17 protein-coding genes are annotated in these 19689 nt (G+C 69.6%); all 17 read right to left on the reverse strand.

Annotation, left to right across the window (positions count from 1 at the left end; translation table 11 throughout):
- Positions 1 to 131 precede the first annotated feature (131 nt).
- Positions 132 to 1547, reverse strand: a complete 1416-nt coding sequence (gene pyk / locus PKE84_RS18850; protein ID WP_271178778.1) for a pyruvate kinase — start codon at positions 1545 to 1547, stop codon at positions 132 to 134.
- Positions 1548 to 1650: 103 nt separating this feature from the next.
- Complete coding sequence (locus PKE84_RS18855; protein WP_271178779.1) at positions 1651 to 3108, reverse strand: glutamate synthase subunit beta; 1458 nt, start codon at positions 3106 to 3108, stop codon at positions 1651 to 1653.
- The gene (gltB, locus tag PKE84_RS18860; protein ID WP_271178780.1) at positions 3101 to 7678 is read right to left on the reverse strand and encodes a glutamate synthase large subunit; all 4578 of its coding nucleotides are present in this window, start codon (positions 7676 to 7678) and stop codon (positions 3101 to 3103) included. Before gltB ends, PKE84_RS18855 begins: the two co-directional genes overlap by 8 nt.
- 150 nt (positions 7679 to 7828) lie before the next feature.
- Positions 7829 to 8812 (reverse strand): prolipoprotein diacylglyceryl transferase, encoded by a 984-nt coding sequence (gene lgt / locus PKE84_RS18865; RefSeq protein ID WP_271178781.1) that lies wholly within the window; start codon positions 8810 to 8812, stop codon positions 7829 to 7831.
- 72 nt (positions 8813 to 8884) lie between these two features.
- Complete coding sequence (gene trpA / locus PKE84_RS18870) at positions 8885 to 9691, reverse strand: tryptophan synthase subunit alpha (RefSeq protein WP_271178782.1); 807 nt, start codon at positions 9689 to 9691, stop codon at positions 8885 to 8887.
- On the reverse strand, positions 9688 to 10935 hold the full coding sequence (gene trpB / locus PKE84_RS18875; RefSeq protein ID WP_271178783.1) for a tryptophan synthase subunit beta: 1248 nt from the start codon (positions 10933 to 10935) through the stop codon (positions 9688 to 9690). The genes trpA and trpB overlap by 4 nt, the downstream gene beginning before the upstream one ends.
- Complete coding sequence (trpC, locus tag PKE84_RS18880; protein WP_271178784.1) at positions 10935 to 11705, reverse strand: indole-3-glycerol phosphate synthase TrpC; 771 nt, start codon at positions 11703 to 11705, stop codon at positions 10935 to 10937. The genes trpB and trpC overlap by 1 nt, the downstream gene beginning before the upstream one ends.
- Positions 11706 to 11708: 3 nt before the next feature.
- Positions 11709 to 11939, reverse strand: a complete 231-nt coding sequence (locus tag PKE84_RS18885; RefSeq protein ID WP_271178785.1) for a DUF6704 family protein — start codon at positions 11937 to 11939, stop codon at positions 11709 to 11711.
- Between the two features lie 116 nt (positions 11940 to 12055).
- Entirely contained in the window at positions 12056 to 12823 is a 768-nt protein-coding gene (locus tag PKE84_RS18890; RefSeq protein ID WP_271178786.1) for a Trp biosynthesis-associated membrane protein, read from the reverse strand.
- Positions 12813 to 14354, reverse strand: a complete 1542-nt coding sequence (locus PKE84_RS18895; protein ID WP_271178787.1) for an anthranilate synthase component I — start codon at positions 14352 to 14354, stop codon at positions 12813 to 12815. The genes PKE84_RS18890 and PKE84_RS18895 overlap by 11 nt, the downstream gene beginning before the upstream one ends.
- A complete protein-coding gene (gene hisI, locus PKE84_RS18900; protein ID WP_271178788.1) occupies positions 14351 to 14731 on the reverse strand; it encodes a phosphoribosyl-AMP cyclohydrolase in 381 nt (126 codons plus the stop codon). The genes PKE84_RS18895 and hisI overlap by 4 nt, the downstream gene beginning before the upstream one ends.
- Positions 14728 to 15492 carry an imidazole glycerol phosphate synthase subunit HisF gene (gene hisF, locus PKE84_RS18905; RefSeq protein ID WP_271178789.1) on the reverse strand — a complete coding sequence of 255 codons (765 nt, stop codon included), beginning with the start codon at positions 15490 to 15492 and terminating at the stop codon, positions 14728 to 14730. Before hisF ends, hisI begins: the two co-directional genes overlap by 4 nt.
- Positions 15492 to 16331, reverse strand: a complete 840-nt coding sequence (hisG, locus tag PKE84_RS18910) for an ATP phosphoribosyltransferase (protein ID WP_271178790.1) — start codon at positions 16329 to 16331, stop codon at positions 15492 to 15494. The genes hisF and hisG overlap by 1 nt, the downstream gene beginning before the upstream one ends.
- A gap of 48 nt (positions 16332 to 16379) precedes the next feature.
- A complete protein-coding gene (locus PKE84_RS18915) occupies positions 16380 to 16643 on the reverse strand; it encodes a phosphoribosyl-ATP diphosphatase (RefSeq protein ID WP_271178791.1) in 264 nt (87 codons plus the stop codon).
- Between the two features lie 12 nt (positions 16644 to 16655).
- Positions 16656 to 17330 (reverse strand): ribulose-phosphate 3-epimerase, encoded by a 675-nt coding sequence (gene rpe / locus PKE84_RS18920; RefSeq protein WP_271178792.1) that lies wholly within the window; start codon positions 17328 to 17330, stop codon positions 16656 to 16658.
- Positions 17331 to 17335: 5 nt separating this feature from the next.
- Positions 17336 to 18727 (reverse strand): RsmB/NOP family class I SAM-dependent RNA methyltransferase, encoded by a 1392-nt coding sequence (locus PKE84_RS18925; RefSeq protein ID WP_271178793.1) that lies wholly within the window; start codon positions 18725 to 18727, stop codon positions 17336 to 17338.
- Positions 18724 to 19641, reverse strand: coding sequence for a methionyl-tRNA formyltransferase (fmt, locus tag PKE84_RS18930; RefSeq protein WP_271178948.1), 918 nt, complete (start codon positions 19639 to 19641; stop codon positions 18724 to 18726). The genes PKE84_RS18925 and fmt overlap by 4 nt, the downstream gene beginning before the upstream one ends.
- Positions 19642 to 19689: the final 48 nt, after the last annotated feature.

Consider the following 19689-nt stretch of genomic DNA (forward strand, 5'->3'; position numbering starts at 1 on the left):
AACCCCTCGGTTGCTGCGAACTCCGTGGGAACCGGTCCGCACTGCGCCGGGCGACGGTGATGCCGCAGGCGGAGACGAAGAACGGCCCCCGATCGCTCGGGGGCCGTTCTGTCATCCGGTGCGGGGGCGTCTCAGAGGACGTCGCCCACGCGGTGCACGCGGATGTCGTTGGTGGTTCCGGGGATTCCGGGAGGGGAACCCGAGATGATGATGACCTTGTCGCCGTTCTCGGCGCGGCCCGTCGACTTCAGCGCCTCGTCGACCTGCGCGACCATCTGGTCGGTGTGGGTGACGCGCGAGACGACGAACGACTCGACGCCCCAGTTCAGCGACATGCGACGGCGGATCGACTCCTCCGGCGTGAACGCGAGGATGGGGATCTTGCTGCGCAGACGCGACATACGACGCGCCGACTCGCCCGACTCGGTGAACACGCAGAGGTACTTGGCCTCGACGAAGTCGGCGACCTCGACCGCGGCGAGCGTGATCGCACCGCTCTGCGTGCGCGGGCGGGTGCCGAGCGGAGCGATGCGGTCGAGACCGTGCTCCTCCGTCGAGCTGACGATGCGCGCCATGGTCTGCACGGTGATCACCGGGTACTCGCCGACGCTGGTCTCGCCGCTGAGCATCACGGCGTCAGCACCGTCGAGGACGGCGTTGGCGACATCGGAGGTCTCTGCACGGGTGGGGACCGGGCTGGAGATCATCGACTCGAGCATCTGCGTGGCGACGATGACCGGCTTGGCTGCGCGACGGGCGAGCTCGACCGCGCGCTTCTGCACGATCGGCACGGCCTCGAGCGGGAGTTCGACGCCGAGGTCGCCACGGGCGACCATGATGGCGTCGAACGCCTCGATGATCTCCTCGAGGTTGTCGACCGCCTGCGGCTTCTCGACCTTGGCGACGACGGGGAGCTTGCGACCCTCTTCTGCCATGATCTCGTGCACGCGCTCGATGTCGGCCGCGCTGCGGACGAACGAGAGCGCGATCAGGTCGGCGCCGAGCTTGAGGCCCCAGCGGAGGTCCGCCTCGTCCTTCTCGGACAGCGCAGGCACGTTGACCGCGACGCCCGGGAGGTTGATGCCCTTGTTGTTCGAGACCGGGCCGCCGACGATCACCTCGGTGGTCACGACGGTTCCGTCGGTCTCGAGCACGCGCACGCGCACCTTGCCGTCGTCGATCAGCAGGAAGTCCCCGGCCTTGACGTCCTGGGGCAGGCCCTTGAACGTCGTGGAGGAGATCTCCTTGGTGCCGATGATGTCTTCGATGGTGATCTTGAAGATGTCACCTTCGTGGAGCTCGTAGGGACCCGCCTCGAACTTGCCGAGACGGATCTTCGGGCCCTGGAGGTCGACCAGAACGGCGACCGGCTTGCCGGCGTCGTCAGCGGCCTTGCGCACGTTCGCGTAGACACCCTCGTGGACGTCGTAGCTTCCGTGGCTCAGGTTCATTCGAGCAACGTCCACACCCGCGTCGATGATCGCGCGGATGTTCTCATAGCTCGAGGTCGCGGGCCCGAGGGTCGCGACGATTTTCGCCCTTCTCATACTTTTCTTCTTGCTCCGTGATTCTGCGCTCTGGGCGCTCGATTCGGTGATGACGTGCACGGCGGTTCCGCACGCGCGTCCAACAGCTCGTTCGTAAGCCGACTCAGACCAGGATGCCCCGGTCTGTAGGTCGGATCGGGGACGGCAGCTGCGTCTCCCCTTCAAGATACCGGTCAACGGAGGCCGCCGCTGCACGGCCTTCTGCGATAGCCCACACGATGAGCGACTGACCGCGGCCCGCGTCGCCGGCGACGAACACGCCCGGCTGGCTGGTCTGGTAGTCGCCGTCGCGCTGCACATTGCCGCGCTGGTCGAACGGGACCTCGAGCTGGTTGCCGAGGTCCTCGGACTCCGGACCGGTGAATCCGAGGGCGAGGAGGACCAGGTCGGCCGGGATCTCGCGCTCGGTGCCGGCCTTCGGGACACGACGGCCGTCGAGGTACTCGGTCTCCGCGACGCGGATCGCCCGCACCTCGCCGTACTCGTTCGCGAGGAACTCGACGGTCGAGGCGAGGAACTCGCGGTGGCCACCTTCTTCGTGCGCGCTCTGAACTTCGAAGAGCGTGGGCGTAGTCGGCCAGGGCTGGTGTGCGGGGCGTTCGCTCGGCGGCTGCGTGCCGATGGCGAGGTTGGTGACACTGGCCGCACCCTGGCGGTGCGCCGTCCCGATGCAGTCGGCACCGGTGTCGCCTCCGCCGAGAACGACGACATGCTTGCCCTCGGCGGTGATCTGGTCGGCGACCTGGTCACCGGCCCCCGCCTTGTTCTGCTGGACGAGGTACTCCATCGCGAAGTGCACGCCGCTGAGGTCGCGCCCCGGGATGGGGAGGTCGCGGGGCACCATGGCTCCGGTCGCCACCACGACGGCGTCGTACCGGGCACGCAGGTCGTCCCACGTGATGTCCACGCCGATGTTCACACCGGCGCGGAACCGCGTGCCCTCGGCCATCATCTGGTTCAGACGCGCCTCGAGGTGCTTCTTCTCCATCTTGAAGTCGGGGATGCCGTAGCGGAGCAGGCCGCCGATGCGGTCGTCCCGCTCATAGACGGCGACGGTGTGCCCGGCACGCGTGAGCTGCTGGGCCGCGGCGAGACCGGCAGGACCGGAACCGACGACGGCGACCGTCTTGCCCGTGAGGCGCTCCGGCGGATGCGGCTGCACCCATCCGTTCTGCCACGCCTGGTCGATGATCGAGACCTCGACCTGCTTGATCGTCACCGCCGGCTGGTTGATGCCGAGAACGCACGACGACTCGCAGGGCGCCGGGCACAGCCGGCCGGTGAACTCCGGGAAGTTGTTGGTCGCGTGCAGACGCTCGATGGCCTGACGACCCTCGCCGCGCCACATGAGGTCATTCCACTCGGGGATCAGGTTGCCCAGCGGGCAGCCCTGATGGCAGAACGGCACGCCGCAGTCCATGCAACGCCCGGCCTGACGGCGCAACTGCGCCGGGTCGCCGGCCTCGTAGACCTCTTTCCAGTCCATGAGGCGCACGGAGACCGGGCGGCGCTTGGGGAGCTCGCGCTCCGTAACTTTGAGGAAGCCCTTCGGGTCAGCCACCGGTCACCTCCAGAATTCTGTTCCATACGATGTCCCCGTCGGGGTCGAGACCCTCGTCGACGGCGGTTTGACGCATCTGAAGCACGGCCGCGTAGTCGCGCGGCAGCACCTTGACGAATTTCGCGACGGTCTCGTCGAAGTTCGAGAGCAGCTCGGCGGCGAGTGCCGAGTCGGTCTCCGCCACGTGCCGCTCGAGGAGGTCGCGCACGATCTCCACGTCGGCGCTGCCGAGCGGCAGCAGCTCCAGCTCGCCGCTGGCGAGCGAGTCGCGGTTGACCCGGTCCTCGTCGAGCTCGTACACGTAGGCCGTTCCGCCGGACATGCCCGCACCCAGGTTGCGGCCCGTACCGCCCAGGATGACGGCGAGCCCACCGGTCATGTACTCCAGCGCGTGGTCGCCGACGCCTTCGACGACCGCGGTCGCTCCGGAGTTGCGCACCAGGAACCGCTCCCCCACTATGCCGCGGATGAACATGCTCCCCTGGGTGGCGCCGTAGCCGATCACGTTGCCCGCGATGACGTTGCGCTCCGCCGGGAACACGCTGTTCTTGTCGGGCCGGATCACGATCTGGCCGCCCGAGAGGCCCTTGCCGACGTAGTCGTTGGTGTCGCCTTCGAGCCGCAGCGTGATGCCGCTCGGCAGGAAGGCGCCGAGCGACTGCCCTGCGGAGCCCGTGAGGCTGATCTCGATCGAGCCGGTCGGCAGGCCGTTCTCGCCGTGACGCACCGTCACCTCGTGCCCGAGCATCGTCCCCACCGCCCGCTCCGTGTTGCGGATCGGCAGGTCGATCGCGATGTGGCCGCCCTTCGCGAGCACGTCGGCGCTGCGCTCGATGAGCTGGTTGTCGAAGTGCTTGTCGAGCTCGTGGTCCTGCTGGCGCGCGTTCTTGCGCGGTGCGTCCTCCGGGAAGTCCGGTCCGCGCAGGATCGGCGCCAGGTCGAGGCCCGACGCCTTCCAGTGGTCGACCGCGCCGTTGACGTCGAGCAGCTCGCTGTGGCCGATCGCCTCGTCGAGGCTGCGGAAGCCCAGCTCGGCCAGGTACTCCCGGACCTCCTGCGCGATGAACTCGAAGAAGTTCACCACGAACTCGGGCTTGCCGGAGAATCGCGAGCGGAGCTCCGGGTTCTGGGTCGCGACGCCGACAGGGCAGGTGTCGAGGTGGCAGACGCGCATCATGATGCAGCCGGAGACGACCAGCGGCGCCGTGGCGAAGCCGAACTCCTCCGCGCCGAGCAGAGCTCCGACGATGACGTCGCGGCCGGTCTTGAGCTGACCGTCGACCTGCACGACCACGCGGTCGCGCATCCCGTTGAGCATCAGCGTCTGCTGGGTCTCGGCGAGGCCGAGCTCCCACGGCGTGCCCGCGTGCTTGAGCGAGTTGACCGGCGAGGCGCCGGTTCCGCCGTCGTGCCCGGAGACGAGCACGACATCGGCGAGGGCCTTGGCGACGCCCGCCGCGACCGCTCCGATGCCGGACTCGCTCACGAGCTTGACGTGCACACGGGCATCCGGGTTCGCGCGCTTCAGGTCGAAGATGAGCTGCTTGAGGTCTTCGATCGAGTAGATGTCGTGGTGCGGGGGCGGCGAGATCAGGCCGACACCGGCCGTCGCGTGACGGGTGCGGGCGACCCACGGGTACACCTTGGTCGGCGGCAGCTGGCCACCCTCGCCGGGCTTGGCGCCCTGGGCGAGCTTGATCTGGATGTCATCCGCGTGGGTGAGGTACATCGACGTGACGCCGAAGCGACCGGATGCGACCTGCTTGATCGCGCTGCGCCGCTCCGGGTCGAGCAGGCGGTCGAGGTCCTCGCCGCCTTCTCCCGTGTTCGACTTCGCGCCGAGACGGTTCATCGCGATCGCGAGGTTCTCGTGCGCCTCCTTGGAGATCGACCCGTAGCTCATCGCGCCGGTGGAGAACCGCTTCACGATCGACTCGACCGACTCGACCTCGTCCAGAGGGACCGGGGGCCGGACGCCGGTCTGCAGCTTGAACATGCCGCGCAGCGTCATCAGGGTCTCGGCCTGGTCGTCGACTGCGCCGGTGTACTCCTTGAAGATGTCGTACCGGCGGGTGCGGGTCGAGTGCTGCAGGCGGAACACCGTCTCCGGGTTGAAGAGGTGCGGCGCGCCGTCACGGCGCCACTGGTACTCGCCGCCGGTCGCCAGCCGCTCGTGCGCGAGCGCCGCGCCCTCCGCCGGGTACGCGCTGGTGTGGCGCGCCATGTTCTCGATGCCGATGACGTCGATGCCGACGCCGCCGAGCTTCGTCGTGGTGCCCGTGAAGTAGAGGTCGACGACCTCCTGGCTGAGGCCGACGGCCTCGAACGCCTGGGCGCCCGCGTACGACGACACCGTCGAGATGCCCATCTTCGACATGATCTTGAGCACGCCCTTGCCGAGCGCCTTGATCACGTTCTTGACGGCCTTCTCCGGGGTGACGCCGGTGATCAGGCCGCTGCGGACGAGCTCCTCGCAGGTCTCCATCGCGAGGTACGGGTTGATGGCCGACGCGCCGTAGCCGATGAGCAGCGCGACGTGGTGCACCTCGCGCACGTCGCCGGCCTCGACGATGAGTCCCACCTTCATGCGGTTCTCCGCACGGATGAGGTGGTGGTGCACCGCGGCGAGCATCAGCAACGACGGGATCGGCGCGAGGTCTTTGGTGGAGTCGCGGTCGCTCAGCACGATGAACTGCGCACCGGCCTCGATCGCCTCGTCCACCTCGTCGCACATCTCGGCGAGACGCTTCTCCATCGCGTCGGCACCCGACTCGATGCGGTACAGCCCCTTCACCGTGGTGGTGAGCCGGCTGCCCGGGCGCGGGTCGATGTGCTGGATCTTGGCCAGCTCGTCGTTGTCGATCACTGGGAAGTCGAGGACGACCTGGCGTGCGTGCTCCGGTCCTGCGGAGAGCAGGTTGCGCTCCGGGCCGAGGCCCAGCTTGAGCGAGGTGACGACCTCTTCGCGGATCGAGTCGAGCGGCGGGTTGGTCACCTGTGCGAACTGCTGCGCGAAGTAGTCGAAGAGCAGCCGCGGCCGGTCGGAGAGCACGGCGACGGGCGTGTCGGAGCCCATGGCGCCGAGCGGCTCCGCTCCCGTCGTCGCCATCGGCTTCAGCAGGATGCGCACCTCTTCTTCGGTGTAGCCGAAGGTGCGCTGGCGGCGCGTGATCGACGCCGGGGTGTGCACGATGTGCTCGCGCTCCGGCAGGTCCTTGAGGTTGATGCGGCCCTCGTCGAGCCAGTCGCCGTACGGCGCTCCGGCGGCGAGCTCCGACTTGATCTCGTCGTCCTCGATCAGGCGGCCCTCCGCCGTGTCGACCAGGAACATGCGGCCCGGCTGCAGGCGGCCCTTGCGCACGACGCGGCTCGGCTCGATGTCGAGCACGCCGATCTCGCTGGCCAGCACGACGAGTCCGTCGTTGGTCACAACGTACCGGCCGGGGCGCAGGCCGTTGCGGTCGAGGGTCGCGCCGACCAGCGTGCCGTCGGTGAAGACGATCGCGGCGGGGCCGTCCCACGGCTCCATCAGCATCGAGTTGTACTCGTAGAAGTTGCGGCGCACAGGATCGATCTCGGTCTGGTTCTCCCAGGCCTCGGGCACCATCATCATCACGGCGTGCGGAAGCGAGCGACCGGAGAGCGAGAGCAGCTCCACGACCTCGTCGAACGACGCCGAGTCGCTCGCCCCTGGCGTGACGATCGGCAGCACCGGCGCGAGGTCGCCGAGCAGCTCGCTCTCGAGCTGCGACTGGCGGGCGCGCATCCAGTTGCGGTTGCCCTGCACCGTGTTGATCTCGCCGTTGTGCGCGATCATCCGGAACGGCTGCGCGAGCGGCCACGACGGGAAGGTGTTCGTGGAGTAGCGCGAGTGAACGAGTGCCAGCTTCGAGGCGAAGCGCTGGTCGGACAGGTCGGGGTAGAACGGCTCCAGCTGGAGCGTCGTGACCATGCCCTTGTAGACGAGCGTGCGGCTCGACAACGAGGTGAAGTAGACGTCGAGCTCCCGCTCGACGCGCTTGCGCAGGAAGAAGGTCTGACGGTCGAGCAGGATGCCGCCGACCGGCTCGTCGTCGGTGCCGGTGCGCGTGCTCGACACGAACAGCTGCTCGATGGCGGGCATGGCGCCACGCGCCAGGTTGCCGATCTCGTCGGGGCGCACGGGGACCTCGCGCCAGCCGATGACCGTGAGCTCCTGCTCGATCGCGATGGCCTCGATGGCGGCCTTCACAGCCGCGCGCTCACCCTGCTCGATGGGGAGGAAGACGTTGCCGACGGCGTAGCGACCGGCGCCGGGCAGCTCGAGCCCGGAGACGGCGCGCAGGAAGGCATCCGGCACCTGGGTGATGATGCCGGCTCCGTCACCCGTGCCGGCGTCGGAGCCGACGGCCCCGCGGTGCTCCAGGTTGCGCAGCGCGTTGAGCGCGGCATCGATGATGTCGTGCCCGGCGGTGCCGCGGAGCGTTGCGACCATGGCCAGGCCGCACGCGTCCTTCTCGAAGGCAGGGTCGTACAGGCCCTGCTTGACCGGGGTCGTGCTGAAGCGGGAGTGGGGAGGCGTAAGCGCCATCTTCGACCGTCCTCACGTTGATACGTAATTGCGGGGGGACACCATCGGCCCGGGGACTGGGGAGGGTTCCGACGCTCTCGGCAGCGTGTGTGCTGCCCGGTGGAGGTGCGGTGAGAGGTGCTTTCTTAGATCGCCTCGACAGGTGGACTTTTACGAGCCGAGTGAGCTTGTGGCTTTGGCTGCGCCCGGTTCGTTCGGCGTGGCGGCATCGTCGCCCTCATCCTCATCGTCCGAATCGGTGTCGTCAGAGTCTACCTCAGCATCCGGCTTATGCCATTCACGACCCGTCACGTACACGCCGGGCTCGAGGCCGGGGTGCCTGCGGGTCTGCACGATGAACAGGACGACGCCGAGCACGACCGCCAGGAACGCGGCCCAGACATTGCTCTGGATGCCGAGGATCGAGAACTCGCTCGGATCGATGCGGATCGACTCGAGGTACGAGCGGCCGAGCCCGTACCAGATGAGGTAGACGGCGAAGGTCTTGCCCCAGCGGAGCTTGAACTTGCGCTCGAGCCACAGGATGACGACGATGCCGATGACGTTCCAGATGATCTCGTAGAGGAAGAGCGGCTGGAACAGCGTATTGTCGGGCAGACCGACGGGGATCGCCTTGTTGCCGGCGTCGATCTGCAGACCCCAGGGAACGTTGGTCGGCAGGCCGAACAGCTCCTGGTTGAAGTAGTTGCCGAGCCGGCCGATCGCCTGGGCGAGCAGCAGTGCGGGGGCGAGCACGTCGGCGAACGACCAGAACCGGATGCCCGTCCAGCGGCAGCCGATCCAGGCGCCGATGGCCCCGCCGATCAGCGAGCCGAAGATGGCGTTGCCGCCGTCCCAGATCGCGACGACCTTCCAGAGCTCGGCGCCAGGGTAGAAGTAGTCCCCCGGGTGCGTGATGACGTGGTAGAGCCGCGCACCGATGATGCCGAGGGGAACCGCCCACAGGATGATGTCGAGCACCACACCGGGCTCACCGCCGCGCTTGGTGAGGCGGCGCGAGGTCCAGATCGCGGCGACGACGATGCCGACGAGGATGATCAGCGCATAGGTGGTGATGCGGTACGGCCAGAAGGGCAGGGGAATCTGCTGCCACTCCGGTCCGGGGCTCGGAATGCTCGCGTACCAGCTGCTCATCGTCGCAAACACCCGATGACTCACCTTTCGTGTTGATCAGACCGCGCGGAACGTGCGCGCGGCCACCATAGTCTATTTTGCTTTCGCGGTGCCGTCGGCCAGAGCGGCCGCGACCCGGGCGACGCCCTCGACGCCGTCATCGGCCAGCGCCTTGACCAGCGCGGAGCCGACGATCGCACCGTCGGCGTACTCCAGCACCTCGGCCACCTGCGCGGCGCTCGAGATGCCGAGCCCGACGCACGCGCTCGTCGAGCCGGCCTCGCGCAGCCGCGCGACCAGCGAGCGGGCCGCACTGTCGACGTCGCTGCGGGCACCCGTGATGCCCATCGTCGACACGGCGTAGACGAACCCGCGACTCGCCTCGACGGCCTGGCGCAGCCGCGCCTCGGTCGACGACGGGGCCGCCAGGAAGACGCGGTCGAGACCGGTGCGCTCCGACGCGGCGAGCCAGTCGGCCCCCTCGTCGGGGATGAGGTCGGGCGTGATGAGTCCCGCTCCCCCGGCCGCGAGCAGATCGTCGGCGAAGCGCTCGACGCCGTACTGCACGACGGGGTTCCAGTAGGTCATCACCAGCACCGGCACGTCGACCGCCGCCGTGATCTCGCGAACGGCGGTGAAGCCGTCGCGCAGCCGGAACCCGTTGGAGAGGGCCCGCTGCGTCGCGGCCTGGATGACAGCGCCGTCCATCACGGGGTCGGAATACGGCAGGCCGAGCTCGATGATGTCGACGCCGTTGCGCGCGATCGCCACCGCCGCGTCGATGCTGGTCTGCAGGTCGGGGAAGCCGGCGGGCAGGTAACCGATCAGCGCACCCGCGGCTTCGGCGTTGCGGCGCGCGATCGTGCTCGCGACGCGGCTCTCGACCGAGGTTCCGCTCACGACTGCACCGCTCCCTGATCGATCAGGTCGAAGTACCGTCCGGCGGTCTCCATGTCTTTGTCACCGCGGCCGCTGAGGTTCACCAGGATGATCGCATCCGGACCGAGTTCGGCGCCGAGTTTGAGCGCGCCTGCGAGGGCGTGCGACGACTCGATCGCCGGGATGATGCCCTCGGTGCGGCTGAGCAGGCGGAGGGCATCCATCGCCTCGGCGTCCGAGATGGGCAGATAGCTGGCGCGGCCGATGGACGCGAGCCACGAGTGCTCCGGCCCGACACCCGGATAGTCGAGTCCGGCCGAGATCGAGTGGGACTCGATGGTCTGGCCGTCCTCGTCCTGAAGCAGCATGCTGCGCGCCCCGTGGAGCACGCCGGGGCGCCCCTTGGTGATCGTGGCCGCGTGGCGGGGCGTCTCGGCGCCCTCTCCGCCGGCCTCGTAGCCGACGAGACGAACGTCTTCGTCGTCGAGGAACGCGTGGAAGATGCCCATCGCGTTCGAGCCGCCGCCGACGCAGGCCACGACGGCGTCGGGCAGCCGGCCGGTGAGGTCGAGCACCTGCTGGCGGGCCTCCTCGCCGATGATCTTCTGCAGGTCGCGCACCATCGCGGGGAACGGATGCGGCCCGGCCACGGTGCCGAAGATGTAGTTGGTGTCCTCGACGTTCGTGACCCAGTCGCGCATCGCGTCGTTGATCGCGTCTTTGAGGGTGCGGGAGCCGGTCGTCACCGCGACGACCTCAGCGCCGAGCAGGCGCATCCTGGCGACGTTGAGCGCTTGGCGCTCGGTGTCGACCTCACCCATGTAGATGGTGCACTTGAGACCGAACAGGGCGGCGGCCGTCGCGGTCGCGACGCCGTGTTGACCGGCGCCGGTCTCGGCGATGACGCGGGTCTTGCCGATGCGCTTGGTCAGGATGGCCTGGCCGAGCACGTTGTTGATCTTGTGCGAGCCGGTGTGGTTCAGGTCTTCGCGCTTGAGGATGATGCGCGCGCCGCCGGCGTTCGCGGCGAACCGCGGCACCTCGGTGATGAGCGACGGGCGGCCGGTGTACGAGCGGTTGAGCTCGTCGAGCTCCGCGTGGAACGCGGGGTCGGCCTTCGCCTCCTCCCACGCCACCGACAGCTCGTCGAGCGCGGCGATGAGCGACTCGGGGACGAAGCGTCCACCGAACTCGCCGAAGTACGGGCCCGTCTGCGCGCGCAGGGAGGGGTCGGTTCGGGGCGAACCGTCGGAGGGGTTGGACATCAGACCACCAGGAATTCTTCGAGCGTTGCGACGGGGTCGCTCGTGACGAGCGCCTCGCCCACGAGCACGACATCCGCGCCCGCAGCCCGATAGTGCGCGACGTCGGCGGCCGAGGTGACAGCCGACTCCGCGACGCGGATGACACCGGACGGGATGCGGTCGGCCAGTGTGCCGAACAGATCGCGGTCCAGTTCGAATGTGGAGAGGTTGCGGGCATTGATGCCCACCAGGCCGGCCCCGGTGTCCAGAGCACGGCTGAGTTCGTCGGCGGTGTGCGCCTCGACGAGAGCGGTCATGCCGAGCGACGTGATGAGCTCGTGCAACGAGACCAGCTCGCGCTGCTCGAGTGCGGCGACGATGAGCAGCACGAGATCCGCGCCGGCTGCACGCGCCTCGAACACCTGGTACGGGTCGGAGATGAACTCCTTGCGCAGCACCGGGATCAACACCGCTGCTCGCACCGCTTCGAGGTCGGCGAGCGAGCCGCGGAAACGGCGCTCCTCCGTGAGCACGCTGATCGCGCTGGCGCCACCCGTCTCGTAGGAGACGGCGAGGGCGGCCGGATCGGCGATCTCGGCGAGGGCGCCGCGCGACGGACTGGCGCGCTTCACCTCGGCGATGATCTTGATGCGTGCGGCCGGCGAGAGGGCGGCCAGGGCGTCGAGTGCGGGGGCGCGCTCGGCGGCGGCCGCCTCGACGACGCTCAGCGGACGCTCGGCCTTGCGGCGTTCAGCGTCTTCGCGCGCGCCGGCGACGAGGTCGGCGAGCACGCGTCAGTGGCCTTTCGGCTGGTATTTGGTTCCACCGACCCCGTAGCCGGCGCGCTTCATGAACCAGCCGACGAGGAGACCGATGATGGCGAGCCCTGCGGCAGCCCAGACGACGATCGGCGCGTCGAAGAAGAACGCGACGGCACCGATGGTGAAGGCGACCAGCATGATGATGACGGCCGTCCACGCCGCCGGCGAGTGACCGTGACCTGGCTCGACTGACTCGGTGCTCATGGGACTCCTGCTCGTGAGGTGCACCGCCGGATGACGGCGCACGGGTGGATCGATGGGGTACTCGTCAAGTCTAGCCAGATGCGCCGAGGCGCTCGCACGCCGGGCCGTCCTGCGACTCAGCGCGTCGGGTCCTCGCCGCGGCTGAGCTCGTCCCAGCTGTCGATGGCCTGATCGCGCTCGAGCGGTGCCGCCGGCGTCTCGCCGTCGCCCTGCTGCTCGGCCTCCGCGAGGGCTCTGGCCTCGTCGTCGTCCGAGGCCTCTGAGGTGACATCCGTCGCCGCGGGGGTCGCCGCGCCGGTGGCCGTGGCGGTGGTCGCCGCATCCGGGTCTTCGAACCGCGTCTGGTAGCGCTTCGAGGGCCCGGGCCAGAGCCGCGTCGTGACCACGACGGCCGCGGACGCGAGCACGAGGATCGCGCCGCCGATGATCGCGACGGTCGGCCAGATCCCCGCGTCGATGCGCTCGACCATCCGGTGGAGGGACGCGTTCCCCGCGACGCCGGTCGCCGTCGTGATGGCCGCGGAGGCCGATCGCAGCGGGTCGCCCAGCGCGCTTCCGGCAGAGATGAGCACGCTGACGCCCAGCAGGATGCCCAGCAGAGCGAGCACGACGCGGAAGATCGGCCCTGCGATCGCCAGCGCGGCGGTCAGAGCGAGGCCGGCGAGCGAGAGCGCGGTGAGCGCGGGCGCGGCGGCCGAGCCCGCGACGGTGATCGCCGCTCCGCTGTCGGCCGCCGACGTCAGGTGCACGGTGAACCAGGTCTGCGTCGAGGCGAGCAGGGTCAGCCCGCTGCCGACCACAAGTGCCAGCAGTGTGACGTACTTCGCACGGCGCGAGACGCGCCGCGGCGTCGGCTCGCCAGCCTCGGCTGTGTCAGCCGTCACCGTGCACCCGCCTCATCGCGTTCGCGACCGCGACCGCACGGAGCGGTGCGGCCGCCTTGTTCTGCGACTCCTGGAACTCGCTCTCGGGGATCGAGTCGGCCACGAGGCCTCCCCCGGCCTGCACCCGCGCGACGCCGTCCATGATGGTCGCCGTGCGGATGGCGATCGCCAGGTCGGCGTCGCCAGCGAATCCGAAGTAGCCGATCACGCCCCCGTACACACCGCGCTGCGCCGGTTCGAGCTCGTCGATGATCTCGAGAGCGCGCGGCTTCGGGGCGCCGGAGAGCGTCCCGGCGGGGAACGTCGCCCGGAACACGTCGATCGCCGTCGCCGTCGGAAGCAGGTCGCCCTCGACCGACGACACGATGTGCATGATGTGGCTGAACCGCTCGACGCGCATGAACTCGGTCACCTCGACCGACCCTGCCTCGCAGACCTTCAGCAGGTCGTTGCGGGCGAGATCGACGAGCATCAGGTGCTCGGCGCGCTCCTTGTCGTCTCCGAGGAGCGTCGCCTCGAGGTCGAGGTCCTCTTCCGGGGTCGCCCCGCGCGGCTTGGATCCGGCGATCGGATGCGTGAACGCGCGCCCGTTCTGGACCTTGAACAGGGCCTCGGGCGACGACCCGACGATCGAGTACGCGCCGCCATCCGGGCGCTCGAGGGCGAGCAGATACATGTACGGGCTCGGATTGAGACTGCGGAGCACCCGGTAGACATCGAGCGGATGCGCGGAGCATTCCAGCTCGAAGCGCTGCGAGATGACGACCTGGAAGATGTCGCCGTCGACGATCCGCTCCTTGGCGGTGACCACGGAGGCGAGGAAGTCCTCGCGCCGCGTGCGCGAGACGGGATCGGCCGGCGTCGCCAGGTCGACCTCGGCGAGCCAGGCCTCCGACGGCTGCGCGAGCCCGTTCTGCATCGCATCGAGTCGTCGCTGAGCTTCGTGCCACAGTGTGTCGGCGTCGTCGACGCCGTCGTTGAGCACATTGGCGATGAGCGTGACCGTGCCGAAGCGGTGGTCGATCACCACGAGGTCCGCGCTGAAGGCGAGAGCCTGCCCCGGCACGTCGAAGTCGGCGGGCGGCTGGTGCGGAAGGCGCTCGATCTGCCGGATGGCCTCCCAGCCGATGAATCCGACGAGGCCGCCGGTCAGCGGCGGGAGTCCGTCGATCCTCGGCGTCTGCCAGCGGGCGTAGAGCGCCGCGAGGGCTTCGAGGGGCGGAAGCTCCGCCGCGGTGCCGAGGGCGCGCTCCGCCGGCAGCCCGTAGTCGAGCCAGCGGACCGCATCCTGCTCCTGGGTGAGCACGCCGAAGGACGACACACCGACGAAGGAGAAGCGCGACCAGATTCCGCCCTGCTCTGCGGACTCCAGCAGGAAGGTGCCTGGCCGGTTGGCGGCGAGCTTGCGGTAGATGCCGACCGGGGTCTCACCGTCGGCGAACAGCTCGCGCACGACGGGCACGACGCGGTGGTCGGCGAGGAGCGCGGAGAAGTCGGTGCGGGCGGTCGAGCCGGATGCGGTGGCGATCACGGGGCCTCCGATGCGTCGACGGGTGCCGCACCGACGGCCGGTGCCAGCTGATCGCCGTCGAAGCAGGTGCGCGTGCCGGTGTGGCAGGCGGCGCCGATCTGCTCGACGGTCACCAAGAGCGTATCGCCGTCGCAGTCGAGCGCCGCGGCCTTGACGTACTGGGCGTGGCCGGAGGTGTCGCCCTTGCGCCAGTACTCCTGACGCGACCGCGACCAGAAGGTCACCCGACCCTCCGTCATGGTGCGACGGAACGCCTCGGCGTCCATCCAGCCCATCATGAGCACCTCGCGCGTGTCCCACTGCTGGATGATCGCGGGCACGAGCCCGTCGCTGTTGAACGTGATGCGCTCCAAGATCGCGCTGTCGACCGCGCTCATGATCTGACCTCCAGGCCGGCTTTGACCAATTCCTCTTTGACGTCGCCGATCGTCATCTCGCCCGAGTGGAAGACGCTCGCCGCGAGCACCGCATCGGCGCCGGCCTCGATGGCCGGGACGAAGTCGGTGACCGCCCCGGCGCCGCCGGACGCGATGACCGGGACGCTGCTGATGCCGCGCATCAACGCGATGAGCTCGGTGTCGAACCCCTCTTTGGTTCCGTCGGCGTCGATGGAGTTGACGAGCAGCTCGCCCGCTCCGAGCTCGATGGCGGTCGCCGCCCACTCGAGCGCGTCGAGCTCGGTCTCGGTGCGCCCGCCGTGCGTCGTGACCACGAAACCCGACGCCGTCGCGGCCGAGCGCTTGACGTCGAGCGAGAGCACGAGCACCTGCGCGCCGAAGCGGTCGGCGATCTCGGCCACCAGGGCGGGTCGCGCGATCGCCGCGGAGTTGACCCCCACCTTGTCGGCGCCGCTGGCGAGCAGCCGTGAGACGTCCTCGGTGCTGCGCACGCCACCGCCGACCGTAAGCGGGATGAAGACCTGCTCGGCCGTGGCGCGCACGACGTCGTAGGTCGTCGAGCGGTTGTCGACCGTCGCCGTGACATCGAGGAAGGTCAGCTCGTCGGCGCCCTGCTCGTAGTACGACCGGGCCAGCTCGACCGGGTCTCCCGCGTCACGCAGATTCTGGAAGTTGACACCCTTGACTACGCGGCCGGCGGCCACGTCGAGACACGGGATCACCCTGACCGCGACGCTCATCAGATGCGCGCCGCGTGGATCGAGGTGACCAGGATGGCGCGTGCGCCCAGCTCGTAGAGCGCATCCATGGTGTGGTTGGTGCTCTCGCGCTTGATCATCACGCGCACGGCCACCCAGTCCGGCTCGCCGAGCGGTGAGACGGTGGGCGACTCGACACCGGGGGTGAGTGCGACCGCGCGCTCCAGCAGAGCGACGGGCAGGTTGTAATCGACCAGCACGTACTGGCGGGCGACCATCACGCCCTGGAGCCGCCGGAGCAGTGTGTCGACACCGGGGGCCGGAGCGGCCGACGAGATGAGCACGGCCTCCGACTCGAGGATGACCGGGCCGAAGATCTCGAGGCCCTGCTTGCGCAAGGTGGCGCCGGTCTCGACCACGTCGGCCACCGCATCCGCGACGCCGAGGCGCACGGCCGACTCCACGGCGCCGTCGAGCTTGATGAGCGTCGAGTCGATGCCCTTGTCGGCGAGGAAGTCGCCGACGAGCCCGGGATAGCTGGTCGCGACCCGCTTTCCCTCGAGGTCGGCGAGGTCGGTGAGAAGGCCGGTCGGGCCGGCGAACCGGAAGGTGGAGGCGGCGAAGTCGAGTGCGGCGATCTCCGCGGCGGAAGAGCCGGAGTCGAGCAGCAGGTCGCGGCCGGTGATGCCCACGTCGAGCGCACCGCTGCCGACGTAGGTGGCGATGTCGCGGGGGCGCAGATAGAAGAACTCGACGTCGTTGCGCGGGTCGGAGACGATGAGCTCTTTGGGGTCGCGGCGGCCGTGGTAGCCCGCCTCCGACAGCATCTGCGCCGCGGTCTCGGAGAGGGAACCCTTGTTGGGAACGGCGATCTTCAGCATTGTTGGGTCTTTCGTGTACGTGGGGTGATCAGAACGGGGAGGTTCGGTTCACAGATGTCGGTACACGTCGGCCGGCGTGAGGCCCTTGGCGATGAGCAGGACCTGCAGGTGGTAGAGCAGCTGGGAGATCTCCTCAGCCGTGCGCTCGTCGGTCTCGTACTCGGCGGCCATCCAGACCTCGGCGGCCTCCTCCACGATCTTCTTTCCGATGGCGTGCACGCCCGCGTCCAGCTCGCGCACCGTTCCGGAACCGTGCGGACGGGACACGGCCTTCTCGCTGAGCTCGGCGAAGAGGTCGTCGAAGGTTTTCACCGTTACAGGCTACTAGTTCCCGCCGGGGTGGATGTGCTCGGCCGCCGTATCGCGCAACAGGGAGATCTGTCGCTCGGTGTTCTCGGCCCGGAACACGGCGGAACCGGCGACGAAGGTGTCCGCCCCGTTCTCGGCCGCGGTCACGATCGTCTCCTCGGTGATACCGCCGTCCACCTGCAGCCAGACGTCGAGACCGGCGGCATCGACCGCGGAGCGGAGTCGCGCCAGCTTCGGCATCGTCTCCGGCATGAACGATTGGCCTCCGAAGCCCGGCTCCACCGTCATCACCAGCACCTGGTCGAATTCCGGCAGGAGCTCGAGGACGTCGTCGACCGGGGTGCCCGGCTTGAGCGCGAGGCCGGCGCGTGCTCCGATCGCCTGCAGACGCCGCGCGAGCCGCACCGGGTCCGCCGCAGCCTCCGCGTGGAACGTGACCGAGTACGCCCCCAGCTCTGCATAGCCGAGCGCCCACCGATCGGGATCGTCGATCATGAGGTGCACGTCGAGCGGAATCGGCGACACGGCCTGGATCCGCTCCACCATCTGCGGCCCGAACGTCAGGTTGGGCACGAAGTGGTTGTCCATCACGTCGACGTGCACGAGATCGGCGGAGGCGATGCGCTCCAGGTCCCGCTGCATGTTCACGAAATCGGCGGCGAGGATACTGGGGTTGATCCGTGCTGGCATGGGCTTCAGTCTCTCTCTTCGGCGGGGGCGTTCTTCGTCAGCAGCGCGATGAACATGGCATCGGTGCCGTGGCGGTGCGGCCAGAGCTGCGCGTGCAGCACGTCGTCGGCCAGGTCGAGACGCTCGACGGCGAGCTGCTGCACCACCTCGGCCGTGCTGAGCGCTTCGAGGTCGTCGTGTCGGTCGAGCGCATCGGCGATGATCCCCCGGGTCTCCCCGATGTGCGGCGAGCAGGTCACGTAGGCCAGCACGCCGCCGGGCGCGAGAGCGTCGACGGCGGAGTCGAGCAGCCGGGTCTGAAGGGCGGTGAGCTCGGCCACATCGCGCGGAGTCTTGCGCCAGCGGGCCTCCGGACGGCGCCGCAGCGCGCCGAGACCGGTGCAGGGCGCGTCGAGCAGGATGCGGTCGAAGGCCTCGGGATGCGACGCGCCGATGGTCGTGCCGTCGCGTTCCCACACCTCGACGTCGAGCGGAACGGGCGCGAGGGCGCGGCGGACCAGCTCGGCGCGCGCCGGGACGACCTCGTTGGCGACGAGCGTCGCTCCCCCGGTCAGCGCCTCGGCCGCGAGGAGCGCCGCCTTGCCGCCCGGGCCGGCGCACAGGTCGAGCCAGCGCTCCCCCGGCAGGATCGGCCGCGCACGGCTGAGCGCGAGCGCGGCGAGCTGGGAGCCCTCGTCCTGCACCCTCACGCGACCGTCGTTCGCCTCGACCAGGGCCTGAGGGTCGCCACCGCCGGCGGTGAAGCCGGGCGGCGAGTAGCGGTCCGGCGTCGACCCTTCCGGCGCGTCGGCCAGGCCGGGGAGGGCGATCAGGTTCACGCGCGGGGCGACGTTGTCCGCGGCCAGCAGCTCCTCGAGTTCTGCGCCGCGGCCCTCGGCCTCGAGGGCGCGACGGAACGCGCGCACGACCCAGACCGGGTGCGAGCTGACGGACGCCAGCTCGTCGTCCTGGTTCTTCGCCGCGGCGAGGATGCGCTGCCGCCATTCCTCGGGCGTGTGACGGCCGATCTCGCGCAGCACTCCGTTGGTGAAACCGGTCGTCGAGCGCGAGCCCACCATCCGGGCGAGCGCGACCGACTCGTTGACGGCGGCGTGCGGAGCCACGCGAGTGGAGAGCAGCTGGTGGGCGCCGAGGCGCAGCACGTCGAGGATCGGTGCATCGATCTTGTCGATCGGGCGTCCGGCGGCGATCGCGATGACACGGTCGTAGTAGCCCTGCATGCGCAGGGTCCCGTACGTGAGCTCGGTGGCCAGCCCGGCATCCGCCGGTGACAGACCGGCGCGCACGATGCGGGTCGGCAGGAGCAGGTTGGCGTAGGCGTCGGATTCACGCACTGCCGAGATGACGTCGTAGGCCACCTGGCGCGCGGGCTGTACGCGGGTCGGGCGCTCGCTCATGAGAGGTGTACTCCTTCGGGGTTCGAACGGCCCCGCCACCAGTCGGCGGCCGCCATCGCTCGCTTGCCCGCCGGCTGTACGGTGACCAGCTCGAGCGGGTCCGTCGCCGTCCCGACCTGGACGGCCTTGCCACGCAGTTCGACGGCGCCAGGAGCCAGCGGCTCCGCCTCGGGCGCCCGGCGGGCGGACAGGATCTTGAAGCGCTCGCCGTCGAGCAGCGCGAACGCGCCCGGCTCCGGCGTCACGCCGCGCAGCCGGGCGTAGACGGCCTCGGCGGGCGCCGCCAGGTCGAGGTGGGCGTCGTCCAGCGTGAGTTTCGGGGCGAGCGTCGGCTCGCCGGTCTGCTCCGTCGCGACGGCCGAGCCGTCGGCGAGCGCGTCGACCGTCTCGGCGAGAAGTCCGGCGCCCGGGATGGAGAGCGCTTCGAGCAGCTCGCCGGCCGTCTCATCCGGGCCGATCTCGCGGCGCAGCTCCGAGAAGACCGCTCCGGCATCCAGGTCGGGCACGAGCTGGAAGACCGCGGCGCCCGTCACGGTGTCTCCGGCGATGACCGCTCGCTGCACCGGCGCGGCGCCGCGCCACAGGGGCAGCAACGAGAAGTGCAGGTTGATCCAGCCGAGCCGCGGCAGCGAGAGCAGGGGCTCGCGCACGAGTCCGCCGTACGCGACGATGGCGCCGAGATCGGGTGCGAGCTCCCGGATGCGCTCAGTCACCGTGTCGTCGAGACGGTTCGCCTTGATCGTCTCGATGCCGAGCTCCTCCGCGGCCGCCGCGACGGGCGACGGGGTGAGGACGCGCTTGCGGCCGAGCTCGGCGTCGCGCCGGGTGATCACCGCGACGACGTCATGCCGCTCGGCGAGCGCACGCAGTGCGGGGACAGCCACCGCCGGGGTGCCGGCGAAGACCAGCCTCAAACGTGTCACGTACATCTCCGGATCGTCGAACAGCGGAAGGGCCGGCGC

The organism is Leifsonia poae, from assembly GCF_027921845.1.
Taxonomy (GTDB): Bacteria; Actinomycetota; Actinomycetes; order Actinomycetales; family Microbacteriaceae; genus Leifsonia; species Leifsonia poae.

Coding starts and splice junctions, on each gene's coding strand:
- pyk (WP_271178778.1), bottom strand. CDS start 1,547: ATGAGAAGGGCGAAAATCGTCGCGACCCTCGGGCCCGCGACCTCGAGC.
- gltB (WP_271178780.1), bottom strand. CDS start 7,678: ATGGCGCTTACGCCTCCCCACTCCCGCTTCAGCACGACCCCGGTCAAG.
- lgt (WP_271178781.1), bottom strand. CDS start 8,812: ATGAGCAGCTGGTACGCGAGCATTCCGAGCCCCGGACCGGAGTGGCAG.
- trpB (WP_271178783.1), bottom strand. CDS start 10,935: ATGTCCAACCCCTCCGACGGTTCGCCCCGAACCGACCCCTCCCTGCGC.
- PKE84_RS18885 (WP_271178785.1), bottom strand. CDS start 11,939: ATGAGCACCGAGTCAGTCGAGCCAGGTCACGGTCACTCGCCGGCGGCG.
- hisI (WP_271178788.1), bottom strand. CDS start 14,731: ATGAGCGCGGTCGACAGCGCGATCTTGGAGCGCATCACGTTCAACAGC.
- hisF (WP_271178789.1), bottom strand. CDS start 15,492: ATGAGCGTCGCGGTCAGGGTGATCCCGTGTCTCGACGTGGCCGCCGGC.
- hisG (WP_271178790.1), bottom strand. CDS start 16,331: ATGCTGAAGATCGCCGTTCCCAACAAGGGTTCCCTCTCCGAGACCGCG.
- rpe (WP_271178792.1), bottom strand. CDS start 17,330: ATGCCAGCACGGATCAACCCCAGTATCCTCGCCGCCGATTTCGTGAAC.
- PKE84_RS18925 (WP_271178793.1), bottom strand. CDS start 18,727: ATGAGCGAGCGCCCGACCCGCGTACAGCCCGCGCGCCAGGTGGCCTAC.